This is a genomic window from Bacillus sp. S2(2024) (genome assembly GCF_050474045.1).
Taxonomy (GTDB): domain Bacteria; phylum Bacillota; class Bacilli; order Bacillales; family Bacillaceae_G; genus Bacillus_A; species Bacillus_A yunxiaonensis.
The window spans coordinates 3573806-3599322 of sequence record NZ_JBFLUS010000003.1 but is presented as its reverse complement, the minus strand read 5'-3'; the positions used below and the strand labels follow the sequence as shown (position 1 = coordinate 3599322).

Annotated in this window: 27 protein-coding genes; 13 read left to right on the top strand and 14 right to left on the bottom strand. The window is 35.9% G+C overall.

The genetic code is table 11. The annotated features are described in order from the left end of the window. The first annotated feature begins 655 nt into the window (after positions 1-655). A complete protein-coding gene (locus AB1284_RS18225; protein WP_377883520.1) occupies positions 656-859 on the top strand; it encodes a Spo0E family sporulation regulatory protein-aspartic acid phosphatase in 204 nt (67 codons plus the stop codon). 419 nt (positions 860-1278) lie between these two features. Here the strand turns inward: AB1284_RS18225 and AB1284_RS18220 are convergent, their stop codons facing one another. Next, positions 1279-1596, bottom strand: coding sequence for a radical SAM protein (locus AB1284_RS18220; protein WP_429753590.1), 318 nt, complete (start codon positions 1594-1596; stop codon positions 1279-1281). A gap of 167 nt (positions 1597-1763) precedes the next feature. Between AB1284_RS18220 and AB1284_RS18215 the strand changes: the two genes are divergently transcribed. Together AB1284_RS18215 and argH are read left to right on the top strand one after the other, a co-directional pair. Further along, positions 1764-2969, top strand: a complete 1206-nt coding sequence (locus tag AB1284_RS18215; RefSeq protein ID WP_336481954.1) for an argininosuccinate synthase — start codon at positions 1764-1766, stop codon at positions 2967-2969. Next, on the top strand, positions 2966-4354 hold the full coding sequence (gene argH / locus AB1284_RS18210; RefSeq protein WP_429753591.1) for an argininosuccinate lyase: 1389 nt from the start codon (positions 2966-2968) through the stop codon (positions 4352-4354). The genes AB1284_RS18215 and argH overlap by 4 nt, the downstream gene beginning before the upstream one ends. 25 nt (positions 4355-4379) lie before the next feature. Here argH and AB1284_RS18205 read toward each other — a convergent pair whose 3' ends face one another. The 3 genes from AB1284_RS18205 to AB1284_RS18195 all read right to left on the bottom strand — a co-directional run bounded on the left by AB1284_RS18205 (position 4380) and on the right by AB1284_RS18195 (position 5914). Continuing rightward, complete coding sequence (locus AB1284_RS18205; RefSeq protein ID WP_429753592.1) at positions 4380-4979, bottom strand: hypothetical protein; 600 nt, start codon at positions 4977-4979, stop codon at positions 4380-4382. 86 nt (positions 4980-5065) lie between these two features. Further along, a complete protein-coding gene (locus tag AB1284_RS18200; RefSeq protein ID WP_336481951.1) occupies positions 5066-5257 on the bottom strand; it encodes a ProA domain protein in 192 nt (63 codons plus the stop codon). Between the two features lie 198 nt (positions 5258-5455). Then, a complete protein-coding gene (locus AB1284_RS18195; RefSeq protein WP_098305390.1) occupies positions 5456-5914 on the bottom strand; it encodes a universal stress protein in 459 nt (152 codons plus the stop codon). Positions 5915-6099: 185 nt separating this feature from the next. Between AB1284_RS18195 and AB1284_RS18190 the strand changes: the two genes are divergently transcribed. Next, positions 6100-6864: an SDR family oxidoreductase gene (locus AB1284_RS18190; protein WP_429753593.1), complete on the top strand. Its 765-nt coding sequence runs from the start codon at positions 6100-6102 to the stop codon at positions 6862-6864. Positions 6865-7008: 144 nt separating this feature from the next. Continuing rightward, positions 7009-8142 carry an alanine dehydrogenase gene (gene ald / locus AB1284_RS18185; protein ID WP_429753594.1) on the top strand — a complete coding sequence of 378 codons (1134 nt, stop codon included), beginning with the start codon at positions 7009-7011 and terminating at the stop codon, positions 8140-8142. Between the two features lie 114 nt (positions 8143-8256). On the opposite strand, the gene AB1284_RS18180 is transcribed toward ald, so the two are convergent. Continuing rightward, positions 8257-8685, bottom strand: a complete 429-nt coding sequence (locus AB1284_RS18180) for a DUF4188 domain-containing protein (RefSeq protein ID WP_429753595.1) — start codon at positions 8683-8685, stop codon at positions 8257-8259. A 17-nt stretch (positions 8686-8702) separates the two neighbouring features. Next, positions 8703-9335 (bottom strand): TetR/AcrR family transcriptional regulator, encoded by a 633-nt coding sequence (locus tag AB1284_RS18175; protein ID WP_429753596.1) that lies wholly within the window; start codon positions 9333-9335, stop codon positions 8703-8705. Positions 9336-9559: 224 nt separating this feature from the next. On the opposite strand from AB1284_RS18175, the gene AB1284_RS18170 reads away from it, so the two are divergent. Continuing rightward, entirely contained in the window at positions 9560-9883 is a 324-nt protein-coding gene (locus AB1284_RS18170) for a cupin domain-containing protein (protein WP_429754427.1), read from the top strand. Positions 9884-10119: 236 nt separating this feature from the next. Beyond that, positions 10120-12549 carry an EAL domain-containing protein gene (locus tag AB1284_RS18165; RefSeq protein ID WP_429753597.1) on the top strand — a complete coding sequence of 810 codons (2430 nt, stop codon included), beginning with the start codon at positions 10120-10122 and terminating at the stop codon, positions 12547-12549. Between the two features lie 231 nt (positions 12550-12780). On the opposite strand, the gene AB1284_RS18160 is transcribed toward AB1284_RS18165, so the two are convergent. Then, positions 12781-13221: an Lrp/AsnC family transcriptional regulator gene (locus AB1284_RS18160; RefSeq protein ID WP_429753598.1), complete on the bottom strand. Its 441-nt coding sequence runs from the start codon at positions 13219-13221 to the stop codon at positions 12781-12783. 121 nt (positions 13222-13342) lie between these two features. On the opposite strand from AB1284_RS18160, the gene AB1284_RS18155 reads away from it, so the two are divergent. Next, a complete protein-coding gene (locus tag AB1284_RS18155; RefSeq protein ID WP_429753599.1) occupies positions 13343-13762 on the top strand; it encodes a carboxymuconolactone decarboxylase family protein in 420 nt (139 codons plus the stop codon). A gap of 71 nt (positions 13763-13833) precedes the next feature. Here AB1284_RS18155 and pepQ read toward each other — a convergent pair whose 3' ends face one another. Further along, on the bottom strand, positions 13834-14931 hold the full coding sequence (gene pepQ / locus AB1284_RS18150; RefSeq protein ID WP_429753600.1) for a Xaa-Pro dipeptidase: 1098 nt from the start codon (positions 14929-14931) through the stop codon (positions 13834-13836). Between the two features lie 149 nt (positions 14932-15080). Between pepQ and AB1284_RS18145 the strand changes: the two genes are divergently transcribed. Continuing rightward, positions 15081-15764, top strand: coding sequence for a metal-dependent hydrolase (locus tag AB1284_RS18145; RefSeq protein ID WP_429753601.1), 684 nt, complete (start codon positions 15081-15083; stop codon positions 15762-15764). Between the two features lie 40 nt (positions 15765-15804). Here AB1284_RS18145 and AB1284_RS18140 read toward each other — a convergent pair whose 3' ends face one another. Then, entirely contained in the window at positions 15805-15969 is a 165-nt protein-coding gene (locus AB1284_RS18140; RefSeq protein WP_429753602.1) for a hypothetical protein, read from the bottom strand. A gap of 232 nt (positions 15970-16201) precedes the next feature. Here AB1284_RS18140 and AB1284_RS18135 point away from each other — a divergent pair, with 232 nt between their 5' ends. Both AB1284_RS18135 and AB1284_RS18130 read left to right on the top strand, forming a co-directional pair. Continuing rightward, positions 16202-17515: a DRTGG domain-containing protein gene (locus tag AB1284_RS18135; protein ID WP_429753603.1), complete on the top strand. Its 1314-nt coding sequence runs from the start codon at positions 16202-16204 to the stop codon at positions 17513-17515. A gap of 64 nt (positions 17516-17579) precedes the next feature. Then, complete coding sequence (locus AB1284_RS18130; RefSeq protein ID WP_429754428.1) at positions 17580-17822, top strand: DUF3949 domain-containing protein; 243 nt, start codon at positions 17580-17582, stop codon at positions 17820-17822. 263 nt (positions 17823-18085) lie between these two features. Here the strand turns inward: AB1284_RS18130 and murI are convergent, their stop codons facing one another. The 3 genes from murI to AB1284_RS18115 form a co-directional block, all read right to left on the bottom strand. Beyond that, positions 18086-18877, bottom strand: coding sequence for a glutamate racemase (gene murI, locus AB1284_RS18125; RefSeq protein WP_429754429.1), 792 nt, complete (start codon positions 18875-18877; stop codon positions 18086-18088). A 200-nt stretch (positions 18878-19077) separates the two neighbouring features. Next, positions 19078-19836 carry an arylamine N-acetyltransferase family protein gene (locus tag AB1284_RS18120; RefSeq protein WP_429753604.1) on the bottom strand — a complete coding sequence of 253 codons (759 nt, stop codon included), beginning with the start codon at positions 19834-19836 and terminating at the stop codon, positions 19078-19080. A gap of 11 nt (positions 19837-19847) precedes the next feature. Further along, the gene (locus AB1284_RS18115; RefSeq protein WP_429753605.1) at positions 19848-20156 is read right to left on the bottom strand and encodes a YtpI family protein; all 309 of its coding nucleotides are present in this window, start codon (positions 20154-20156) and stop codon (positions 19848-19850) included. Between the two features lie 118 nt (positions 20157-20274). On the opposite strand from AB1284_RS18115, the gene AB1284_RS18110 reads away from it, so the two are divergent. Next, on the top strand, positions 20275-21207 hold the full coding sequence (locus AB1284_RS18110) for a DHH family phosphoesterase (protein ID WP_429753606.1): 933 nt from the start codon (positions 20275-20277) through the stop codon (positions 21205-21207). An 18-nt stretch (positions 21208-21225) separates the two neighbouring features. Here AB1284_RS18110 and ytrI read toward each other — a convergent pair whose 3' ends face one another. Further along, a complete protein-coding gene (gene ytrI / locus AB1284_RS18105) occupies positions 21226-21726 on the bottom strand; it encodes a sporulation membrane protein YtrI (protein ID WP_429753607.1) in 501 nt (166 codons plus the stop codon). Next, on the bottom strand, positions 21723-22064 hold the full coding sequence (locus tag AB1284_RS18100) for a YtrH family sporulation protein (RefSeq protein WP_429753608.1): 342 nt from the start codon (positions 22062-22064) through the stop codon (positions 21723-21725). The genes ytrI and AB1284_RS18100 overlap by 4 nt, the downstream gene beginning before the upstream one ends. 99 nt (positions 22065-22163) lie before the next feature. Between AB1284_RS18100 and dnaE the strand changes: the two genes are divergently transcribed. Next, positions 22164-25493: a DNA polymerase III subunit alpha gene (gene dnaE, locus AB1284_RS18095; RefSeq protein WP_429753609.1), complete on the top strand. Its 3330-nt coding sequence runs from the start codon at positions 22164-22166 to the stop codon at positions 25491-25493. Positions 25494-25517: the final 24 nt, after the last annotated feature.

The following is a 25517-nucleotide window of genomic DNA, read 5'->3' as shown; positions in this document are numbered from 1 at the left end:
AGCGAATATGAAATAACCTAAACAAAACGCTACGTGTAAGAAGAGTCTTTTCGTTGCCAAATTATCCTTCGGGCAATCATAATTTCCCCACTCCCGTATTTTTTTCGCTAGACAAAGTATCTAAGCAAAAAAATACGCTACGTGTAAGATTCGTCTTTTCGATGCCACATGCTCCTTCGAGCGATCATGATATCTAAATCCTTTCTATAAAAGATTATATACTATTATATCATACTTTTTTAAAATGTATGTTCTTGGAAACCGACAATGGGCAACGAAAAAACTACATACTTCGTAAATATGGAATATTTAGGTGAAATTCATGTGAATTTTGTTGGAAAATGGTGCAATAAAGTGAAACTTCCATTAGCAGGGGTTTTTCATCCCACACTGATGGAAAGCCCGCCCAATCAGACTTTTACGGGTAGTTATCTCCCAACTATCTTCTTCGCTTTTTGAATCTTGAGGTTTGGGTCTTACTGCCCGCGAATAACGGGATAAAAAAAATTTGCCGTTGAAAGGGTCTCTGTATGAAAAAGTAAATTTTGTCGATTTTCCTTTAAAACTTACTTTAATTAATTACAAAATATTAAATTTGATAAGAACATTTTTTATAATTCGAATGATATCACCTATGATGACTGGAGAGATTCGTATGAAAACGAGAGATATACAGGCAAGCATAGAAGAAAAAAGGGAGGAATTGATTGAACTTGTAAAAAAGCATGGTTTAAATCATCATAGAGTGATCGCATGTAGTCAGGAATTAGATAATTTAGTATACCTTTTTACATGCACAGAGAAGGAATCTTATATCCCTGAAAAGAAAAATACAATTAATACTACGCGTTCAACGTAATAGAAAAGTTTGTATTTGTTACTATCAGAATATGAGAATCCATCGTAACACATTTGAACAAACCTTTATTTTTATTTACCTATTATTGAAAGCGTTTACACATTTATTGCAAAAAAGGGAAAATAAAAAAGAGGAAAGATAGCTGTAAGCAACAGCTTGATTGGTGAAAGGTTTCCGTCAATTATCTACTGATGGAAACCTTTTACTTTAATTCGTTTTAATAAGTAAAAGAATGATGTTTTACAGTGATGAAAGAAGTAGAGAGTAAGCTTTTTTAAAATCATCTTCTTGATTTGTTTTCTTATCTTTAGAAAAGGTCCCCAGCTAATAACACTTAGAAAGGTGAGTATGGTAATGAATAGAGCTTTTATTAGGAATATAAATATACTCCTTTCTTTCTATCTTCTATAAAGTTCACCTCACTGATGCGCTTTTCCTTCGGACACATTTTGAGTCAGACGATACCAAAGCCAAAGATCATTAATAATGGAAGCGTGATTCGCGATTTCTGTATTGAGTCTACAAGAAATTTCAAAGTTTTCTTCGCAATTTAAGCGGTGTTGTTTCGTGTTAATGATATGTTCAAGTTCTTTAATCCGATCTGGTATTTTCCCGCGAATTTGTTCCCACTTTAATAAAATTGCATGTTGCACTGTTTTAGGAATATCATCCCATTCTTCTTGGAAATCAGGTAGTTCAATCCCCAGATGTTCATCATATGTGAAATATTGTTCCATATATCGTCCCCTCCATTTATTGTCTTCATTGTATCGAAAAAGAGAAAGAACTTCGATGAAATTGTTTTAAAAAATCTATGAATATCCCTTGCAACATTTTTGAAAAGGTGATAAATTATGAATTAATATTAGATATATTGAATAATTATTCTTTAGGGGGATATAAAATGGAGAACAAAAAAGTTGTATTAGCATATTCCGGAGGTCTTGATACTTCTGTTGCGATTAAATGGTTACAAGAAAAAGGATACGATATTATTGCACTTTGTTTAGATTTAGGAGAAGGAAAAGATTTAGAGTTTGTAAAAGAAAAAGCATTGTCCGTCGGAGCAATTAAATCTTATATGATTGATGTGCAAGAAGAGTTTGCGAATGAATATGCATTAAAAGCACTGCAAGCTCACACGTTATATGAAGGGAAATATCCACTTGTATCTGCATTATCTCGTCCGCTAATTGCTAAAAAATTGGTAGAGATTGCAGAGATGGAGGGTGCAAGTGCAGTTGCACATGGATGTACAGGAAAAGGAAATGACCAAGTCCGTTTTGAAGTTTCTATTCAAGCGTTAAATCCATATTTAGAAGTGATTGCACCGGTGCGTGAATGGAAATGGTCACGTGAAGAGGAAATTGCATATGCGAAAGAAAATGATGTACCAATTCCGATTAACTTAGACAGCCCGTTTTCAATTGATCAAAATTTATGGGGACGCAGCAACGAATGTGGAATCTTAGAAGATCCATGGGCAGCACCGCCAGAAGATGCATATGAAATGACGTTAGCATTAGAAGATACACCAAACACACCTGAATTTGTAGAAATTGGTTTTGAAGCAGGGGTGCCAACGACATTAAACGGTGTATCATATTCACTTTCAGAGTTAATTAAAGCGTTAAACTCTCTTGCTGGTAAGCACGGGGTTGGGCGCATCGACCATGTAGAAAATCGTCTTGTTGGTATTAAGTCACGTGAAGTGTATGAATGCCCAGCGGCGATGACGTTGATTACTGCACATAAGGAATTAGAAGACCTAACACTTGTAAAAGAAGTAGCACATTTTAAACCTATGATTGAACAAAAATTAACAGAGTTAATTTATAACGGTTTATGGTTCTCGCCTTTAAAAGATGCTCTTGTTGCCTTTTTACAAGAAACGCAAAAGAATGTAACAGGTACAGTACGTGTGAAACTGTTTAAAGGACATGCAATTGTAGAAGGACGTAAATCAGAGTATTCTCTATACGATGAAAAATTAGCGACGTATACAGTAGATGATGAATTTAATCACGATGCAGCGATTGGATTTATTTCATTATTTGGTTTACCAACAAAAGTATACAGCCAAGTGAATCAAAAGAAGGTGGAGGCATGAGCAAACTTTGGGGCGGACGTTTTACGGAACAGGCTGAACAGTGGGTTGAGGAGTTTGGAGCTTCCATCTCCTTTGACCAGCAATTAGCAGTAGAAGATATACAAGGAAGTATGGCACACGTTACGATGCTTGCGAAATGCGGTATCGTAACGGCTGAAGAAGGTGAAAAAATTAAAAACGGCTTGCAATATTTACTTGAAAAGGCAAAGAAGCAAGAGCTTACGTTTTCTGTTGAAGCAGAAGATATTCACTTAAACATTGAAAAGATGTTAATTCAGCATATTGGTGAAGTTGGCGGTAAGCTGCATACAGGAAGAAGTCGTAATGACCAAGTAGCAACGGATATGCATTTGTATTTGCGAAATGAAGTGCAAGGCATTATCGAGGCAGTGAAACAAGTGCAAATTGTACTTGCAGAACAAGCTGAAAAACATATCGAAACAATTATGCCGGGGTATACGCATTTGCAGCGTGCACAGCCGATTTCTTTTGCACACCATCTCCTTGCATACTTTTGGATGTTAGAGCGCGATGCGAATCGTTTGAAAGATTCGTTAAAACGTATTAACATTTCTCCACTTGGAGCCGGAGCACTTGCTGGGACAACATTCCCGATTGATCGCGAGTATAGTGCGCAGTTGCTCGGTTTTGATGGAATATATGAAAATAGCTTAGATGCAGTAAGCGACCGTGACTTTATTCTTGAATTTTTAAGTAATGCTTCTATATTAATGATGCATTTATCACGTTTTTGTGAAGAACTTATTTTATGGAGCAGTCAAGAATTTCAGTTTATTGAAATGAGCGACAGCTATGCAACGGGCAGCAGCATTATGCCGCAAAAGAAAAATCCGGATATGGCAGAGCTTATTCGCGGGAAAACAGGAAGAGTATACGGCAATTTATTTAGCTTATTAACAGTTATGAAAGGGTTGCCGCTTGCTTACAATAAAGATTTGCAAGAAGATAAAGAAGGCATGTTCGATACGGTAAATACAGTAAAGGGCTGTTTACATGTAATGGCAGGCATGCTTGAGACGATGACAGTGAAAAAAGATAAAATGGCACAGGCTGTCACGCAAGATTTTTCAAATGCGACAGAGATTGCGGACTATTTAGCGAGTAAAGGGTTACCGTTTCGTCAGGCACATGAAATTGTAGGGAAGCTTGTCCTTCATTGTATTAACGAAGGTGTTTATTTGTTAGATTTACCATTAACAACCTACCAAGAGATGAGCTCATTATTTGAGGAAGACTTATATGAAGTGCTTTCACCATACGCAGCAGTAAAACGAAGAAACAGTGCAGGCGGTACAGGATTCGTACAAATTGAGCAGGCACTTCAAAAAGCAAAAGAGATAGTAGAAAATCCCGTGAACATGTAATGTTTCGCGGGATTTTTCATGATTGTTACATATAATCAATTAATTTACTTTCTAGTGCTTTTGATCTTTGCATAGATGTTGTTTTTCGTTTACGGCTTGTAGCAGTTCCAAACATAATATTTTCTGGATCTAGACTATGCGTTCGATAAGAGTTTCTATCTGGATTTTTTCCTTGTAGTTTACGGTGGGAGTAGAATAAGATATGTCCGAGTTCGTGCGCAAGTGTATTTTCTAGAGAAGATTTTGTGAGGATAATATGGTTGAAACGGCTTTTCGTCGTATAGGAAGAGAATGTTCGTCCTGTTGTATTATTCGAGAGGTGTCTTGCATTTGTATAGAATATTGAAATGCTATTTGGATTTGGAAAAAGATACTTTCTCTCACGAAATAATCGTTGTATATTTTTACTTTGTTTTTTACGAAATGAAGTATCATTTGTTTGAACAGAAAAATCTTTCAGCATTGTGATACTTGTGATAATAAAGTCTATGTTCCATATTTTGGTTGCTAACGCAACTTGCTGCTTAATTTGTTTTTCAGTTACATTGCAGCCGGGAAGAGTAAATATACATAAGTTCATAAACGGAGTAGCGGATTTGCTTTTTCTTTTCTTTTCATCACTCAAAAAGATCACACCTTCATGCTTGGACATATATAAATAATGTATGCATAAAGAAAAAGGTTGCTTGTACGATGCAAGCAACCAGGCGCCTATATTTTTTCCTGTTCGTATTTATGTTTTCCTTCTGTAATGCGAATATATTCTATGTCCATTAAATCGCGAAAAAGTGCACCGTGACTTAATTCCACACCATGTTTTTCTTTGAAATGGGCACAAATTTTTTCTACCATGTCAATTTCTTGTCCATTTAAGTCTAGTATGATACGTTCATGACTTTCCATACCGTTTCCCTCATTTCCTTTTTTCTTAGCATAACCTTACAGAATCATCTTATCCTGCTATTTTAGGGCAGTAAGACGATTAAGAGAAAAGCGAAGAAGATAGGTGGGCCGCCGCTGATGGGAGTTTCTCCTTATTTAAATAAATAAAAAAGCACCAAGCTCATAAAATAGAGGCTTAGTGCTGATTCATTACAGGTATTAAATTTCCCCTTGCTCTTCTTCACCGCGAACAACAAGGACATCGCATTTTGCATAGCGAATAATATGTTCAGAGACACTGCCGATTAAGAAACGCTCTACTGCGTTTAAACCAGTTGCACCGCACATAATTAAATCAACGTTGTGTTTCGGTGCGATATCTTTCGAGATTTTTGATTTTGGATTACCGAATTCTAGTACAGTTTCTATCTTTGTAAGGCCCGCTTCTAGTGCAGTCTTTTTGTAGTCTTCTAATAGATCCTCTGCAAATAGGTTTGCACGTTCTGCAATAGCGCGGCTGTATGCTTCGACTGCAGAGTAAGCTTTGACGTCAACGATATGAGCGATTGTTAATGTAGCATTGTTACGCTTCGCTACTTGAATCGCTTTTTTGAATGCTTTTTCAGCTTCTTTAGAACCATCGACTGCAATTAAAATATTTGTATATGTAGTATTCATGAATGATTCCTCCCAATTGTAAAAGTGTTATAACTCTATACACTTTTATTATAAAGTAAATTATGGAAAAAAGTATGTCAGAAACGTTACAGAATTTTGAAAAATCTGTTCAAACTTTTTAGTTGTAATTGTTCGAAGAAGTTGTTACATATGAATTATAGCAAGAAAAAAGGAGGCTTATTTTTGTGAGACATGCGCTCATTACAGCCGGTACAAAAGGTTTAGGGAAACAAGTAACAGAGAAATTATTACATAAAGGATATTCGGTAACAGTAACGTATCGCAGCGATGTACAAGCGATGGAAAAGATACAACAGCAATATAAAAATCTTGCGCATCGTCTGCAATTTGTGCAAGCAGATGTAACGAAACAAGAAGATTTACATAAAGTAGTAACAAAAGCGATGGAGCGTTTTGGTCGTATTGATTTTCTGATTAATAATGCAGGCCCTTACGTATTTGAACGTAAAAAATTAGTTGAGTATGAAGATGATGAATGGAATGAAATGATTCATGGTAACTTAACGGCAGTTTTTCATTTATTAAAGCTCGTTGTACCAATTATGCGACAGCAGAAATTTGGCCGCATTGTGAATTATGGATTTCAAGGAGCAGATAGCGCGCCGGGATGGATGTATCGTTCCGCATTTGCAGCTGCAAAAGTCGGACTAGTTTCACTCACGAAAACGATAGCTTATGAAGAAGCTGAATATGGTATTACATCAAATATGATATGTCCGGGTGACATTATTGGTGATATGAAAGAGGCAACAATTGCTAAGGCACGTGCAGTACTTGATCACCGTACACCGATTGGACGTTCAGGCACAGGGGAAGACATCGCTCGTACAATTTCCTTTTTATGTGAGGAAGATTCGGACATGATTACGGGAACAATTATAGAAGTAACTGGAGCAGTTGATGTTATTCATCGATATCGTCAAAACTAGACAAATTCTATCGGACAACCCGCGTAATTTTTGTCAAAAATTGCGATATTATGGTAAAATATATGAGAGTAGAAGCGCTTTGTAAAAAGCGTATATACTATGGCTATTCAGGGGTAATTTTATAATCTCAAGGGGGAATTTCCAATGCGTATCGGTGTACCAACAGAAATTAAAAACAATGAAAATCGTGTGGCAATGACGCCAGCGGGTGTTGTTCATTTAATTCACAACGGTCATGAAGTTTTTGTTCAAAAAGGTGCTGGTTTAGGATCTGGTTTTACAGATGAAGCATATGTAGAAGCAGGAGCAACAATTGTAGAAACAGCACAAGAAGCTTGGAATCAAGAGATGGTTATGAAAGTAAAAGAGCCAATCGCAAGCGAATACGGCTATTTCCGCGAAGGTTTAATTTTATTCACATACTTACACTTAGCTCCAGAACCAGAATTAACAAAAGCATTAATTGAAAACAAAGTAGTCGCAATTGCGTATGAAACAGTTCAATTAGACAACCGTTCTTTACCACTACTTGCACCTATGAGTGAAGTAGCTGGTCGTATGGCAGCACAAATTGGTGCGCAGTTCCTTGAAAAAAATAAAGGTGGAAAAGGTATTTTACTTGCAGGTGTTCCAGGGGTAAAACGCGGAAAAGTAACAATTATCGGCGGTGGTCAAGCTGGTACAAACGCAGCGAAAATTGCTGTTGGCTTAGGTGCTGAAGTAACAATTATCGACTTAAGTGCAGAGCGTCTTCGTCAATTAGATGATATTTTCGGTAACCACGTAGCAACATTAATGTCTAACCCATATAACATTGCAGAAGCTGTAAAAGAGTCTGATCTTGTTATCGGTGCAGTATTAATTCCAGGTGCAAAAGCGCCAAAACTTGTAACAGAAGAAATGATTAAATCTATGGAACCAGGTTCTGTTGTAGTCGACATCGCAATCGACCAAGGCGGTATTTTTGAAACAACTGATCGTATTACAACACATGACAACCCAACTTACGAAAAACACGGCGTAGTTCACTATGCAGTTGCAAATATGCCTGGTGCAGTTCCGCGTACGTCAACTCTTGCGTTAACAAACGTAACAGTACCATACGCAGTACAAATCGCAAACAAAGGCTACAAAAAAGCTTGCTTAGATAACAGTGCCTTATTAAAAGGTATTAATACATTAGATGGCTATGTAACATTCGAAGCAGTTGCGGAAGCGCATGGTTTACAATATGCGGATGCGAAAGAGCTTCTTGAAAAAGCTCCTGCTTTATCATAAGAAAGAGTACACAGCGGTTACCCATTGGGTAGCCGCTTTTTTTCTATAAAAGTTCATTGTTACTTTCACTTTACTAAGACTTCATGCGTGCTCGTGCAGTTTCTCGTTGACTACTTACGGAAGAGAAGTACCTGCTTTGGCTAAACCGAATAGGGGCATATTCGCATATAAACTCTCGTATTGACCTTTCTCAACAACAAAAGTTTCATGAAAAATACCAACAGTTTCAGTTTTGGAAGCCTTGTGATTAAAATTTTTCCATGCTTCTAAATGTAAGGAAGCGTGGCGTGCATAGTGTTCAAGGGTTTCGAATGACTTCCAATATTGAATTTGTACAATTGTGCGGCCGTTGAAGAAAGATTCTGTGTCGAGAAAACCGAGTTCTTTATTTTCATATAGTTCTTTTAGCATTCCACCCATTGCCAGGGCTACAGGTAACCACTTTGAAACAGCGAAAAATTTATTAATTCGCATACCAATCACAAATACTACAAAGGAATCATCCATCTGTGCAGTATAACGTCCAGATATTACAGGCTTCATTATTCATCCCTCTTTTATTATGGATTTAATATGTTTAAATGAAGATCATACATTTCCATTACATTTTGAGTTTGAAAGACATGAGCTGTTAAGTAAGCGCCGTAAAAAATAGAGTGTAGTAGTTTTACAATATGTGAAGTGTCCATCTTGATTGTAATTTCTCCTGCAGCTTTTCCTTCTTCCACGCAGTTTGCAAATACTTCATTCAAATTTGGAATGAGCTTTCGTACTTGTTCTTCTTTTTCGGGATATAATAGATGAATTTCTGCATCGGTTAAATGAGGCATACAAGGATGCATTTTTTCTTCAGAGAGAAATGCAATCAAACTTAGCATCAATCCAGGTTTTTCTTTTGCATATTCTGAAACTCCTTCAAAAATATGACGGAGTGCGGTCATTCCCTTTTTCTTTGTTTCTTTCAATTCCAACATACGATCAGTTAACCATAACCTCATGAAATAAATAAGAATGTCTTCTTTTCGAGAGAACATTTTAAAAAATGTCACCTTCGAAATTTCTACTCGTTCGCATAATTCTTCAACGTATACTTCTCGAAATGATTTTTCTCCAATGATGTCTAATGCAGTGTGAAATAGCTTAATTTTTGTTCGTGCTTTTTTGGTTTCTCGTAGTGGTAACTTCTCTTTCATTACTATGCTCCTTGTTGATAAAGATTAACTCTTATTAATAAATTAACACGAGTTAACTTTTTAAGTCTATATTTTAATTTTAATGTTTCAAAATTTTTATCTGATAAATCAGAAAAAAATTGCTATGATGAAATTAGAAGAAATAGTAAAATAACACTTAGATGATTAGTAAGAGGGAGATAAATATGAAAAATAAATTTACAAAAGAAGTAGAGTTAGAAAAAATGAACTTTTTAGAGATGACAAGAAATATTGCAGAGCAACATAAAAATTTTGTTGTTTCAAATGTAAATAATCACTGTTTGCGTATTGCTGTATTTACAGGAGAGTATGATTGGCATTTTCATTCGAATTCAGATGAATTATTTATGGTATTAGAAGGAGAGTTGCTGATTGATTTTCAAGATCGGGAAACAATTGTCTTGAAGCCAAATGATACGTTATGCATTCCAGCAGGGACAATTCATCGGACAAGAGCGATAAAGCGTACTGTTAATCTTTGTTTTGAAGATGTAGATGCCGATACAGTTATCGTGGAGAATGTATAAAGAATTTAGTGGAAAAACAGAAAAGATGTAAGTGTAAAAACTTGTGCCTTTTTTTGTTTTTTCATTATGATACGCTAAAAAGAAGAATTATACGTAAACAATCATAGGTATTTCGTATATAATAGTAAAGACTATTTATTAGAAAAAATGAAGCGATGAAAGTAGATTATTTTGGTATTTTTATGTGTATATAAACGTTATTTCTTTATATTATGATATTGAAGGAGTAAAGGTGGATGCAACAATTAATCGGTTCTTATAATAATTGGTTCGTATCGCTGTCAGTAGTAATTTCGGTTTTTGTATTATATGCTGCTATAAATCTTACAGGACGGATTGTGCATTCTAATAAAAGGCGAAGGGAGTTATGGTTATTTTTTGGTTCCATTACAATGGGAATGGGGGTTTGGACTATGCACTTTATTGGTATGTTAGCCTTTCAATTTCCAATATCTATTAAATATAATCCAAAGCTTGTTTTGCTTTCTATGTTTGTTTCATGTATTGCTTCTTTAATCGGATTGTATAGTGTAAGTTATCTACAAGTAAAGCGTGTTCATTTTGTGTTAGGCGGCAGTTCAATGGGGATAGCAATTGGTGCTATGCACTATATTGGGATGGCCTCGATGGAGGCAGTAGATATTGAGTATGATCCATTTTTATTTATATTATCAATATTGATTGCCATTGTAGCTTCTATAGCAGTATTAAAAATTTCCTTTGAATTGTCTAAAAATGAAAATTCTATAAGGGGTAATATATATAAATTTATCAGTGCTATCGCTATGGGAATCGCGATAGCGGGTATGCATTACACAGAAATGGCCACCGCATCTTTTAACTTACCTTCTGCTTTAACTGTGTCGCCTGGAATGAGTCATTACACACTTGTGATTATGGTTGGTATTACGACGATAATGATTCAGTTTTTTTTAGTATTTGGTACTGTCACAGATAGGCGTTTTCGGTTTCAAGCGATAGAGTTGCTTGAAAATGAAAAGAGGTATCGCTCACTTGTTAATCACAATTTAGATGCTGTTTTTTCAATATCGTATGATGGACGGTTATTAAGCATGAACCCTGCAGGGGAGGAAATGCTCGGTTATAGAGAGCGTGAATTGCAAAATAAAAAAATGATACGTGTGTTAACGAGGGAAGAAAAGCAGAAAGTTAAATTATATTTCTATCAAACGATTCATGATAGGAAAGCACATAATTTTAATACGAAAATTAAATTAGAGGATGACTCTGTTTTAGATGTGAATATTACATTAGTTCCAGTTTACATTGAAGAACGATTGGATTGTATATATGGAATTGTAAGGGATATTACAGAGCAGTTAGAAAATGAAGAAAATATATTTCGATTGGCCTATTATGATAATCTCACAGAATTGCCAAACAGACGCAATTTTATGGAAAAGTTGGAAGCTACTTTGAAGAACAGTGTAGAAAATAATGAAAAGTGTGCTGTATTCTTTCTTGATTTAAATCGTTTTAAAGTGATTAATGATGCCCTAGGACATAATGTGGGAGATATATTATTAAAACAAGTAGCAAACAAGTTAGCAATGGAAGTTGGAAGGAGAGGGACAGTTGCACGCTTAGGCGGCGATGCATTTACAATTTTACTTCCTAATATTCAATCGAAACAGGAGCCGATTCAATTAGCAAAGCAAATTATACATATATTTGAGGAACCTTTTGTAATAGAGGAAAATCATTTATATTGCACTGTTAGTATTGGAATTGCTATGGCTCCGCGGGATGGAGTAGAAGTAGATACAATTATGGGCCGCGCAGATATCGCTATGTATACAGCGAAGGAGAGTAGAAAGAGTAGTTATCGCTTTTATTCTTCAGCAATTGGAGAACTTTCAGAGAAACAATTAGTAGAAGAACAGCAATTGAGGAAAGCGATTGATAATGATGAATTTATTCTCCATTATCAACCACAAGTTCATTGTGAAACAGGAGGGGTTGTTGGGGTAGAAGCGCTTGTACGCTGGCAGTTACCAGATGGTACAATGCGCTCGCCGTTAAAATTTATTTCTTTGGCAGAGGAAACGGGTTTAATTATTCCGCTAGGGAAGCTAGTATTGGAGAAAGCATGCAAGCAAGCGAAAGCTTGGTATGATAAAGGATTCTCAATTCGTGTGTCTGTTAATTTATCACCAAGACAATTTCAGACTGAGGATATCGTAAAAACCGTTGCGGATTTATTACGGAAATATAAGCTGTCTCCTCATTTATTAGAGCTTGAAGTAACAGAAAGTATGACCATGACAAATGTAGAGCGATCGAAAAGGTTGTTACGGGCATTTCGTAATCTTGGAGTAACGATTAGTATTGACGATTTTGGAACCGGTCATAGTTCATTAAGTTATTTGAAAGACTATCCAATTCAAAAATTGAAAATTGATCGCTCTTTTATTAAAGATATTCATGAAGATGTACGAACGAAGCAAATTACTGCAGCTATTATCGCAATGGGGCAACATATTGGTCTTGAAATTACAGCAGAAGGTGTAGAAACAGAGGAACAACTAGCCTTTTTAAGGGAGCATAATTGTTCTTACATACAAGGGTATTATTTTAGTAAGCCACTGCCGGCTTGTGAGTTTGAAGAGTTATTTTTACATACTTATAAAGACAAGGTGGTTTAAAACGAGTTGTTTTAAAGAGGTAGAGGAAACTAGCGTTTATAAGATTGAAAGCACATCAAGTTTTGATGTGCTTTTTATGTGTGGAGATACATGGAAATTGTTGAATGATAATATATACGAATTTTTACGAAGACTTAGCGTTTAAAACAAAGAAGCTGAAGATATTGTGTAAGATACGCAATATCTTCAGCTTCTTATGGGATATATTCCGATAGATAATTACGGAACAGGTCAATCTGAATTAATTTTTAAACTCGTTTGGACTTGAGAAAAGATAAAATGTGTGACAGTGGATGCGTATGGGTTTACAGTGTCGATAAACTCTTCTGCTTTAGAAAAGTTCTCAAATTGCATTTTAAGCATATAACAAGCATTTCCGGCTATACGGTAACAAAAATCCACATTAGGAAGACTCTCAATGTAACTTTTAAAATTTTTATAGCCACCGTTTTTAACTGTTGCTTCTATTATGCATTGGATAGGAAATCCTAATTTTTCATAATCAATTTCTAAAGTATATTTTTTTATTATTCCAAATGACTCCATTTGTCTTACTCGTTCAGTTACAGAGGGAGAAGATAAATTAATTCTTCTTCCAAGTTCACTCATTGATAAACGACTATTGTTGGATAACTCAACTATTATTTTTTTATCAATATCATCTATTTTCATTTTTAAAGTAATCCGCCTTTTTTGGTTTGTTATTTAAATGATTATTAAATAATTCATTTCTAATTTAATGTAGTCTATAGGTTTTATTCTGTATGCTTAATATAACAAGGAGGTATTGTAAATGGCAAGGATCAATGAATCAAATTTCGGAGAAACGCCCTTTCAAAAACTTTTAGGGCACAATAAAAAAGTTATGGAGGCGTGGTCTTATTTAGGAGAAGTACTAGAGAAAGATGGGCTGTTATCATCAAAATTAAAAGAACAGGTTAGAAGAACATTAGCGCAGAGCAATGGTTGTGAGTATTGCAAAGCAAAAGGAAAACCTGAGCCTCATATATTTGATGAAAAAATATCTGTTGCGGTTGGATTTGCAGAAGTGTTTTTAAAAGAACAAAAAGGAAATATTTCAAATTCTTCTTTTCAAATATTAAAAAAGTATTTTTCAGAAGCTGAAATAAGTGAGCTTTGTGCATTCATTTCTTTTACTACTGCTCAACATTATTTTGGTGGAATGATGAAGTTAGAGGCGGATGGATTATAACTTTGAAGTTTAGGAGATAAATAAGCATAAAAAACGCTTGGATAGTGATGATTTCCAAGCGTTTTTTATACTTATTTTACAAACTGTAATTCTTTCGGGAATTTCGTTAAAATTTCCACGCCATCTTTCGTGATATAAACATCATCTTCAATACGAACGCCGCCTACGTTTGGTACGTAAATACCTGGCTCGATCGTGAAGACCATTCCTTCTCGTAATGGAGAGTTGTTGCCTTCTTTTACATCTGGATATTCGTGGACGCTAATGCCAAGTCCATGACCAAGGCGATGCGGGAAGAAGTCGCCGTAACCAGCATCTGCGATAATAGAACGAGCAGCACGATCGATTTCACTAAATGTTGCACCTGGTTTACATGATTCAACTGCATGTAATTGCCCTTTTAATACAGTGTCATAAATGCGTTTTTGTTCGTCTGAAATTTCGCCAAAAGCAACTGTACGCGTAATGTCAGAACAGTAACCGTCGATAATAACACCTAAGTCAAACAGGACGAAATCACCGCGTTGCATTTTATTTGCACCTGGTACACCGTGCGGAAGGGCGGAATTTGCACCTGTTAATACCATTGTGTCAAAGGACATTTTATGAATGCCTTTTTTCTTTAATTCATGCTCAATGATTGCTAATACTTCAAGTTCACTGCGATTTTCTTGAATTGCATTTACCCCAACTTCAACTGCATAATCAGCCATAGCAGCAGCTTGGCGTAAAATCGCTAGTTCTTTTTCATCTTTAATTAAGCGAAGTTCACGTACTTTTTCTTCAGCAGGTGTGAAAGATGCCTTTGGGAATAATTGTGATAAGTGCTCATAGCGTTCTACATTTAAATGTTCTTTTTCAATTGCAACTACATTTGCATCAATGCCGCGTGCTTTGATTGCTTTCGCGATCATATCCCATGGATTGTCTGTATCTGTAAATCCGATAATTTCGTGAGTCCAGCCAGCACTTCTTACTTTGTCTTCTTCCATCTTCGGACAAATTAACATAGGTTCTTTTTCTTGGAATACAAATAGACCGAGTAGTCTTTCATGCGGTTCGCAGTGGAAGTTCGTCATATAGAAGACGCTCGGTGTAGAAGTTAAGAATGCAGCTTCTGTATTTTTTTCTTGTAGCCATTGCATTAATTTTTCTAATCTAGTATTCATAAATCTGCACCTCCGAAATTTCAATTACATGTATAACTTTACATCGAACGAAAGCGCTATGACAAGCAAATCGATGTTTGAAAAGACAGGAAATTGCGAAATCGTGTAGAATAGAAGGTATGAATATGAATAAGGGAGGTAATGAAAAGATGAAAGTATCTTATCACGGTCATTCAGTTGTAAAGATTGAAACGAACGGGAAGGTTATTTTAATTGATCCATTTATTACAGGTAATCCGAAAACAGATTTAAAAGTAGAAGAGGTAACAGTTGATGCAATTATCCTTTCTCATGGACATGGTGATCATGTTGGGGATACAGTAGAATTAGCAAAAAAACATAATGCAGTTGTTATTGCACCGTTTGAGCTTGCGACATTTTTAGGTTGGAAAGGTGTAAATACACATCCGATGCATATTGGAGGTTCTCATGCATTTGAATTTGGAACAGTGAAGTTTACACAAGCATTTCACGGTTCTAGCTATATTGATGAAGAAAATCAAACGATTACATATACAGGTATGCCAGCGGGGATTGTATTTACTGCAGAAGGAAAAACAATTTATCACGCTGGGGATACAGCGTTGTTTTCAGATATGAAACTAATTGGCTCTCGTCATACGATTGATGTGGCGTTTTTACCAATTGGGGATAACTTTACAATGGGTCCAGAGGATGCCGCGTTAGCTGCAGAATGGATTGGAGCAAAAATTGTTGTGCCAATGCACTATAATACATTCCCAGTTATCGAACAAGATCCGTATCAGTTTGTAGGAAAATTAACCGGTAGTGTAGGGAAAGTGTTAGAAGCTGGGGAAGGTATTGAGTTATAAAAAAAGGAAACCTTCATTTTGCGCGGCAAAGTGAAGGTTTTTATATGTGAGAAGAGTATAATGTAAATGTTGTATTTGTTATATCATTTTTAGATTGTGGTGTGCCTGTTTCTATTTCTGCTGTTTCGTTTAATGCTATCGCTACTTTCTTTCCGTCCACGAATGCTAACAATACCGCACTAATTATTTTTAAAGCTTCTTTCATATCATATCGCTCCTTTTCTCTTATTTTTTATTTTCATTGTACGATAAGGAAATGAAACAAACCATCGAATGAGGTGACAAGCAAATTACATTATTGTAAGAAACTTGTATAGACTTGTTATAAAAAAAATAGTACAGATATAGAAAGATGCAGTGTAACAGTTTTTGAAATATAGTATACTAAAAAGATAACGCGTGAAGAATTTAGGGAAAAGAAAGTATGGTGAAACTTTTTGGCTACGAAACACAACCAAATTTTAGAATATATCAACAGTTTGCCAATTGGGCATAAAATTTCTGTGCGCCAAATCGCAAAAGAGTTGAGTGTAAGTGAAGGAACGGCATATCGTGCGATTAAAGATGCGGAAAATAAAGGATATGTAAGTACAATTGAACGGGTCGGGACAATTCGTATTGAACAAAAAAAGAAAGAAAATATCGAAAAGCTAACATTCGCAGAAGTTGTTAACATTGTGGATGGTCAAGTGCTTGGCGGAAGAGAAGGTTTACATAAAACGTTAAACAAGTTTGTAATCGGGGCAATGAAGCTTGAAGCAATGATGCGCTATACGGAAGCTGGGAATTTACTTATTATCGGAAACCGTACACAAGCGCATCAATTAGCGCTTGAAGAAGGAGCAGCTGTATTGATTACAGGTGGATTTGATACAGAAGAGCATGTGAAGAAATTGGCAGATGAATTAAAGCTGCCGATTATTTCGAGCAGTTATGATACATTTACAGTAGCAACGCTTATTAACCGCGCTATTTATGATCAGCTTATTAAAAAAGAAATAGTTCTCGTTGAAGATATTTTAACGCCAATTGAAGAGACTGTATATTTACAGCCAAGTGATACGGTGGAAAAATGGCATAAATATAATGAAGAAACGATGCACGGCCGTTATCCGATTGTAGATGAGGAAAATAAAGTGCTTGGCATTGTAACGTCCAAAGATATGATTGGTGTAGTAAAAGAAACACCAATTGAAAAAGTAATGACAAAACAGCCGATTACTGTAAACGGAAAAATGTCCGTTGCAGCAGCGGCACGTATGATGGTGTGGGAAGGAATTGAGCTTCTTCCAGTTGTTGATGATAGCAATACATTGCAAGGGATTATTAGTCGTCAAGATGTGCTGCAAGCGCTCCAAATGATTCAGCGTCAGCCGCAAGTTGGGGAAACGATTGATGATATTGTAACGAATCAATTTATGAATCCGAAAGAAGCAAAACAAGATTCTGCTTATCATTTTTCTGTCACACCACAAATGACAAATTCAATTGGGACTTTGTCATACGGTGTCTTTACAACAATTGTGACAGAAGCAACAAATCGTGTGCTTCGTGCGCAGAAAAAAGGTGACGTCATTGTAGAGAATTTAACCATTTTCTTTGTAAAACCGGTTCAAATTGATAACGTTGTGTCCGTTTATCCGAAAGTGCTAGAAATTGGACGTAAATTTGGTAAAGTTGACGTAGAAGTACGACATGAAGGAAATGTTGTTGGAAAAGCATTGCTTATGGTTCAATTAATTGATCGTTAAGAAGAAAAAGCTGTCTGAAAGGGCAGTTTTTTTGTATAAATAAATGTCTGAATTTTTGTTCGATATGTTATTGTGGGGAATTAAGGGAGTGGTGTATGTGTTATCTGCTGGTATCTTTTTCGGAAGCATTGCCTTTCTTTACTTTCTAATCATGATTTCAATCCAATACTCTTATATATCTGGGTTAAAAGAAAGAATGAAGAAGATTGAAGAAGAACAAGCGCATTTCAATTTGCAGGGGAATTTGTTTAACATACCGTCGGCTATTGTTGCGAGTCTGATATATAAACTGCGCCATCGTAAATAGGAACAGTTCAAATGTAAGATTAGGTAGTTCTGATAATGTAGAACAATATAATGAATAGTGTGTGAAATCAAGTATAAAATCACATTGGCTTTATACTTGATTTTTATCCCTTGTTAACGGGCAGTATGACCCTTCTATCAGTTTCGCTATTGCTGAAAAGGAGGCAATAGTGAAACTGATAGAGGGAGACCAGATAGCTGTGCTTTTGAAAATTGCAGAACAAGTTAGCTATCTGCGCCTCTTGATTTACCGCTCATATGGAATTATCTTGTGAGTGAGCTTTCCTTATCTAACAGTGCTAATAATTTTTTATAATTAGATAAAGTAGTTTCATCTTCAACTTTATCACCAGATTTAAAAAATGAAATATTTCCTGTTCCGTTGTTTATTTGGTTATTTTCTTCGAGAATTCTCTTTAAATTTTTAGCAGTTCCAACACTTCCGTCGATAATGTCTACATCTTCGCCCAAAAGTTTCTGTAAACTGGATTTAAAATATGGAAAATGAGTACAACCGAGAACGACTGTTCCAAATTGTTTTAAATCAAATATAGATAATTGCTGTCTTAAGTAGGGTAAAACTTTCTCTTCACTAAATTCGAATTCCTCAGCAAATTGCACAAGACCGGGAAGAGGTAGACTTTCAACAATATCGTGATTATCTATACTTTTTACTAAATTTTGAAATTTTTCCTCTTTAAGAGTTAGTTTAGTTGCTAACACTAAAACCTTTTTTCGCTTTTCTTCACTATTTTGAACAGCTGGTTTTACAGCTGGCTCAATCCCTAAAATCGGAAAATCGTACTTTTTACGTAAATCTTCCACAGCAATACTTGTTGCTGTATTACAAGCAATGACTAATGCTTTCACATCTTGATTCGCAATAAAGTCAACAGCATCAAAAATATATTGTTTTACCTCTTCCTTTGGTTTTTCGCCATATGGAACATGTAAAGTATCAGCATAAAAAATATAATCTTCATTTGGTAAGATCTTTAACGCTTGATGAAGTACAGTAATTCCACCGATACCAGAGTCTAAAAATCCTATTCTCACTGCTTTCACTTTCTTTCCTTTTTAATCAATTCAATTGTATTCTATCACTTATGTTTTTTAAGTACCATTTTTACTATGAATGAACTCACTTTCAATTTTAAAATTGAAAGCGGTCATCCCTCCATGAAAGGATGACCGCTTTTTCATGTTTTCAATGAATCTTACAGAAAAACTACAGTTATTGTATAAAGAAATGACTCCTACTTAACCGCAATACCAAATTCACTCAACGCAAGCGCTTGAAAAGTTTGCAGATCAATCGTTTGTTTAGATTTATGATTCCCTCTCGTTACGGTATAGGTTTTGTCTGTCAGTGTAATGTGACCATCGTCTGTTCGTTTTGCGAGAAGCGGTGATTTATTAAATGGTGATTGTTCATGGTGGGTAATGATTTGTTGTGCGTTTTGTAAAACTGTTTCATCAATTGGCGATGTGAAGAAGTCATAGCCAATTTCTAGAGTGCCATTTTTATATTTTTCAAATGCGTATTCTCCTAAATCTGTTTTTTTCTGTTGAATACGGTATTCACCAGTTGAGGATGTCACTGTTTCTCCTGTAAGTGGAATAGGCTGCAGAGCATGATGTGAACCGAAAGCAACATCGATTAGGTATAGCTGATTATTATGATGTAGAATCGTTGCAAAGTGCGTTTCAATTAGCCGAATTTCTCCATCATTAAATACAGTGCCGGATATCATATGAACTTGAAATCCTAGTTCTTTTAAAGCGTAGTAAAATAAAGGATTCAGCTCATAGCAAACACCGCCGCGCTGGTTGTCAATAATCTTTCTTTTTAAGTTTTCAAAGGTAATTTCAATGTTTTCATTTTGTATAATACTAATATTTTCAAATGGCACATGTTTAGCAAATTGAGATTGTAACACACGAATATCTTCAAATGTTACATCTTGCTTTTCATATTGAATACGGTTAAAAAAATCGTTTAGAAAGGTGTTCATTTCATCTCACCTCAAGATTGTTTTTGTAACTGCTCTGCTTCCTCAACCGCAAGCGGTAAGAAATGTTTATATTGGCGAATTCCATTATAGATGCTAGCTCCGCCAACAATTACAAATAAAGCGCCAACGATTATACGAGCCGTTGAAAGATCCAAGAAAAATTGGTTCAGGCCAAATAATGCAACAAATAATCCGAGTGCAATCGCTGATTTTCCAGCAAGCCATCCTTTCTCCATGGAACGGTTTGTGCGAAAATATTTCGTTTTGTAGAAGAGATACAACATAAATGTAACGATAATACAAAAGACTAATACTGGCATGACCCCAATCCCCCATCTATTTGTATGTTATTTATTTTATTGTAAATCAATTATCGTCCTGTATGAAGTGTTTTGGGTTATAATGGGTATAAATTGGTGAAAAAGGAGACTTTTACATATGCATGAGAAGATTTTAGAAGCAATTAAGCAATTTGATACGATTATTATTCACCGTCATGTACGTCCGGATCCAGATGCATTAGGTTCGCAGTGCGGACTTGGTACAATGCTGCAAGAGTCGTTTCCAGAGAAAAAGATCTATATGGTAGGATACAACGAACCATCTTTAGCATATTTACGCGTAATGGATGAAATTGATGATGCTACATATGAAGAGGCGCTTGTTATCGTTTGTGATACAGCAAACCAAGAGCGCGTTTGCGATCAGCGCTACACAAAAGGAAAGCAATTAATTAAAATTGATCATCATCCAAATGAAGACCCGTACGGAGATATTGTTTGGGTAGATACAACTTCTAGTTCTACAAGTGAACTTATTTATGAATTTTATTTATATGGTAAAGACAAAGGATTAAGGTTACCAAAAGAAGCAGCGCGTCTTATTTTAGCGGGTATCGTTGGTGATACAGGACGTTTCTTATTCCCAAGCACATCTGCAAAAACACTTCGTTATGCATCTGAACTTGTAGACATGGGAGTTGAATTCCCCGCATTATATGATGAAATGTATAAAACAAATGAGCGTATTGCACGTTTAAATGGTTACATTTTACAAAGCTTCACAATGACAGAAGAAGGAGCAGCTTATATTAAGTTGACAAAAGAAGTATTAGAGCAATTTGATGTACTTCCGTCTCAGGCATCAGGAGTTGTTGGAGCACTTGGAAATATTGAAGGCTTAAAAGCATGGGTTTTATTTCTAGAGGAAGAAGATGTAATTCGTGTTCGACTTCGTTCAAAAGGACCGGTAATTAATACATTAGCAATGCAATATAACGGTGGAGGGCATCCAATGGCTTCCGGTGCAAAAGCTTTTTCTTGGGAAGAAGCGGACCGTATTTTTGCAGACTTACGCGAATTGTGTAAATAAGAAGAAAGGTAGAGAGCTCTACCTTTCTTGTTTTATCTTTACGCTAATTTCAAGTGTAGTGTCAAAAGAAACTGTTTCGATTTCAAATCTATAGACACGGTCGTAATATTTATATACTTTATTTTCAATGACCTTTTTCAGTAGTTCTTTATTATTTGCGACGCTCTGAATATTTTGGGTAAGCAAGTGGCGGAGATCATCGCGAATCGAGGTTTTTAATGTTTCAACAGTGAGAGAGTCTACATTATATTTATCATGATTGACAATCTCAATTTCAATTTCTTGAATCGTTAACACTTTTTTATTTTTTTCATTTTCTTTATTTTGATCTTCAATGATTATATGTAAGTCATCTGTTAACTTCTTTATTTTTGCTTCTTGTTGTTCTAGTGTTTTTGTTTGTACTTCTTGAAATACACCATATATGTACAAAAAAATAATCCAGCTTAAAATACCGCCAACAGCAGCGCCACCTAAAAAAAGTTTCCATCGATTGGAGAGTGAGCTTGGAACTCTCATACATGCTCCTGTGTAATCCAATTAATAATAATGAATCCTGTTTGCATACCGCCTGTGGCAAAGAAAATAAGCAGAATTTGTTTCACAATATCTTTTGTATCTCCTCCAAAGAAGCTGCGTTCAAAGCTGTAAAATGTATCGAAAGTCCCGCCAATAGCAGCGACAAGTGCCCAAATTCTTAAATTTTCTGCAAACTGCGTAATCATTGTGAGGGGTGGTTTCCCAACTAAAAAAGCACCAATCCCGCCGATTAACGATCCACCAATCATAACACCAAGGGCAATAAAATAACTTGTAACGAGAAGAGAGAAAAAGCTTTGATTCACTTCCATCATCATTCTCCTTTCTTTTTCATGTATATGGACAAAGAAGGGGAAGTATGTTTTGATTTCACGTATAATGGGAAGTAGTCAAATAGATAAAGAGAGGGCATAAAAGTGAAGTTTGTGCATTTACAATGTCAAACCGTTTATAGTTTATTGAAAAGTGCATGTAAAATAGATGAGCTTGTTCATCAAGCGAAAGAACTTGGTTTTACAGCATTAGCGATTACAGATGAAAATGTGATGTATGGTGTTGTTCCGTTTTATAAAGCATGTAAAAAAGCGGGCATTGAGCCTATTATCGGTTTAACAGCTTCGATATGGAATGAAGAAGAAGAGCGATCTTATCCACTTGTTTTATTGGCTGAAAACGAAACTGGGTATCGGAATTTACTTAAAATCTCTAGCAGCATTATGACAAAGTCAAAAGACGGTATTCCAAAGAAATGGCTTGCGCACTATGCAGGCGGATTAATTGCGATTTCTCCAGGGAAAGACGGTGAAATTGAACAACTTGTATTACAGGGCAAACATGAGGTTGCTGAAGAAGTAGCAAATACGTATAAAAGTATATTTGCGAGCTTTTATATAAGCTTGCAGCACCATGCTATTCAAGAAGAATTATTGCTGCAGGAAGAGCTTCTGCCATTTGCAAAGCAGCTGGGAATCCCACTTGTTGCGACAAATGATATTCGTTATGTCAAACAAGGTGATGCGATTGTACAGGAGTGTTTACTATCTGTTCATAGCGGCACAAAAATGACAGATTCAGAAAGGCCGCGTTTACAAACTGATCAATATTATATGAAATCGCCTTCTGAGATGGAAGCGTTATTCTCTGCTATGCCAGAAGCGATTCAAAACACTGCATACATTGCAGGGCGCTGTCATGTAGAGATTTCGTTTCATACAAATCAATTACCGAAATTTCCAGTATCAACAAATGAATCGTCAGATGACTTTTTACGCCGCATTTGTGAAGAAGGGCTGAGGAAACGTTATGAAAGAGTAACAGATGTGCATAAAGCACGTCTAGCGCACGAATTAGGCGTTATTTCTCGGATGGGATTTAGTGATTATTTTCTTATTGTATGGGACTTCATGACGTACGCTCATGAACGCCGCATTTTAACAGGACCAGGCCGTGGTTCGGCAGCTGGATCACTCGTGTCTTACGTATTGGAAATTACCGATATTGATCCAATTCAGTATGATTTATTGTTTGAAAGATTTTTAAATCCAGAGCGTGTGACACTTCCTGATATTGATATTGACTTCCCAGATATTCACCGCGATGAAATGATTCGTTATGTGAAAGATAAGTACGGAGACCTACGTGTTGCCCAAATTGTAACATTTGGAACACTCGCAGCAAAAGCAGCAATTCGCGATATTGCAAGAGTAATGGGGCTGCCGCCAAATGAAATTGATATTTTTTCAAAGCATATTCCATCTAAGGTTGGGATTACATTAGAGGAAGCTTATATAGAATCGCAAGCACTGCAAAATTATATACAAAGTAACCTCATATTTCAAAGGATATTTGATATCGCAAAACGGGTAGAAGGCTTGCCTCGTCATACGTCTATTCATGCAGCCGGGGTAATTATGAGCGAAGAGCCGCTGACAAATAGCGTTGCTATTCAAGAGGGGCATGATGGTGTATATGTTACGCAATATCCCGCAGAGGTATTAGAAGAACTTGGATTATTAAAGATGGACTTTCTTGGTCTTCGGAATTTAACATTGCTTGAAAATATTCGTACCTTTGTTGCGCAAACAACTGGGACAAATATAGATATAAAGAAATTACCTCTTCAGGATGCGAAAACATTCGCACTGCTCGGACGGGGAGATACGACTGGAATTTTCCAGCTTGAATCAAGCGGAATGCGGAATGTTTTGCGTTCGTTACAACCTAATGAGTTTGAAGATATTGTTGCGGTTAACGCGCTATATCGACCAGGACCAATGGAGCAAATTCCAGTATTTATTGAATCAAAACATGGGAAACGTGCGATACATTATCTTCATCCTGATTTGAAACCAATTTTAGAAAATACGTACGGAGTTATCGTTTATCAAGAACAAATTATGCAAATTGCCTCTCGTTTAGCAGGATTTTCTCTTGGTGAGGCTGACTTATTACGCCGCGCCGTAAGTAAGAAAAATCGTGATATTTTAGACGAAGAGCGTACTCACTTTGTGAAAGGCTGTTTGCAAAATGGGTATGATGAAGAAACTGCCCAGAAAATTTATGATTTAATTGTGCAATTTGCGAATTATGGATTTAATAGAAGTCATGCAGTTGCTTATAGTATGATTGGATATCAGCTTGCCTATTTAAAAGCAAATTATCCGTTGCAGTTTATGACAGCACTATTATCAAGCGCAGTCGGAAATGAAGAGAAGATTGTACAATATGTTCGGGAAACGAAGCGAAAAGGATTTCATGTTTTACCTCCATCTCTTCATAAGAGCAGTTATGATTTTCTTGTGGAAGGGAATGCAATTCGGTATAGCTTACTTGCGATTCGTAATGTAGGGATGGCGACAGTAAATGCTTTAATGGAAGAAAGAAACAAAAAACCATTTCAAGATTTATTTGAGTTTTGTTTGCGCATGCCGGCGAAGTTTGTAACAGAACGGAATTTAGAAACCATGATTTGGGCTGGTTGTTTTGATGACTTTGAGGTTTCACGTCCATCGTTGTTTAACAGTATTAAAGGTGCGTTAGAATATGCGAACTTAGCACGTGAAATCGGCGAGGAGCTTGTGCCGAAGTCAGAGTATGCACAAGAGGCAGAGCTATCCTTTATTGAACAATTAAATAAAGAGAAAGAAGCACTGGGCTTTTATTTATCAAGTTATCCAACTGCACAGTACGCACCGCTTGTTAAACAATTGGAAATTCCAACACTTGCACAAGCGATGAAGCAGCAAAGAAAAGTGCAGCGGGCAATTGTGTATTTGACAAATATAAAAGTCATTCGAACAAAAAAATTACAAAAGATGGCGTTTGTTACATTTTGTGATCAAAACAATGAGATGGAAGCGGTTGTATTTCCTGAAACGTATATCCATTTTGCAGAGCGGTTACAAGAAGGTGAAATTGTTTTAATAGAAGGTACAATTGAACAACGAAATCACAAGCTGCAATGGATTATAAGTGGGGTATATCCGTTAGAACAAATGGATACTTACGATAAAATGAAGGACGCTTCTATTTACGTGAAAATACCATCACAGTATGAAAAAAAGCTGTTAAACAATATAACAAAAATATTGTTTCACTATTCAGGTTTTGTGAAAGTACTAATTTATTATGAAAAAGAGCATAAGATGATACAATTATCTCGTAGTTTATCCATTCATCCAAGTGAAGAATGTCTACAAGCGCTTTATGAGGTAGTCGGGAAGGAAAATGTCGTTGTAAAAATATAATGGACAATTTCCCTCTATTTCGAT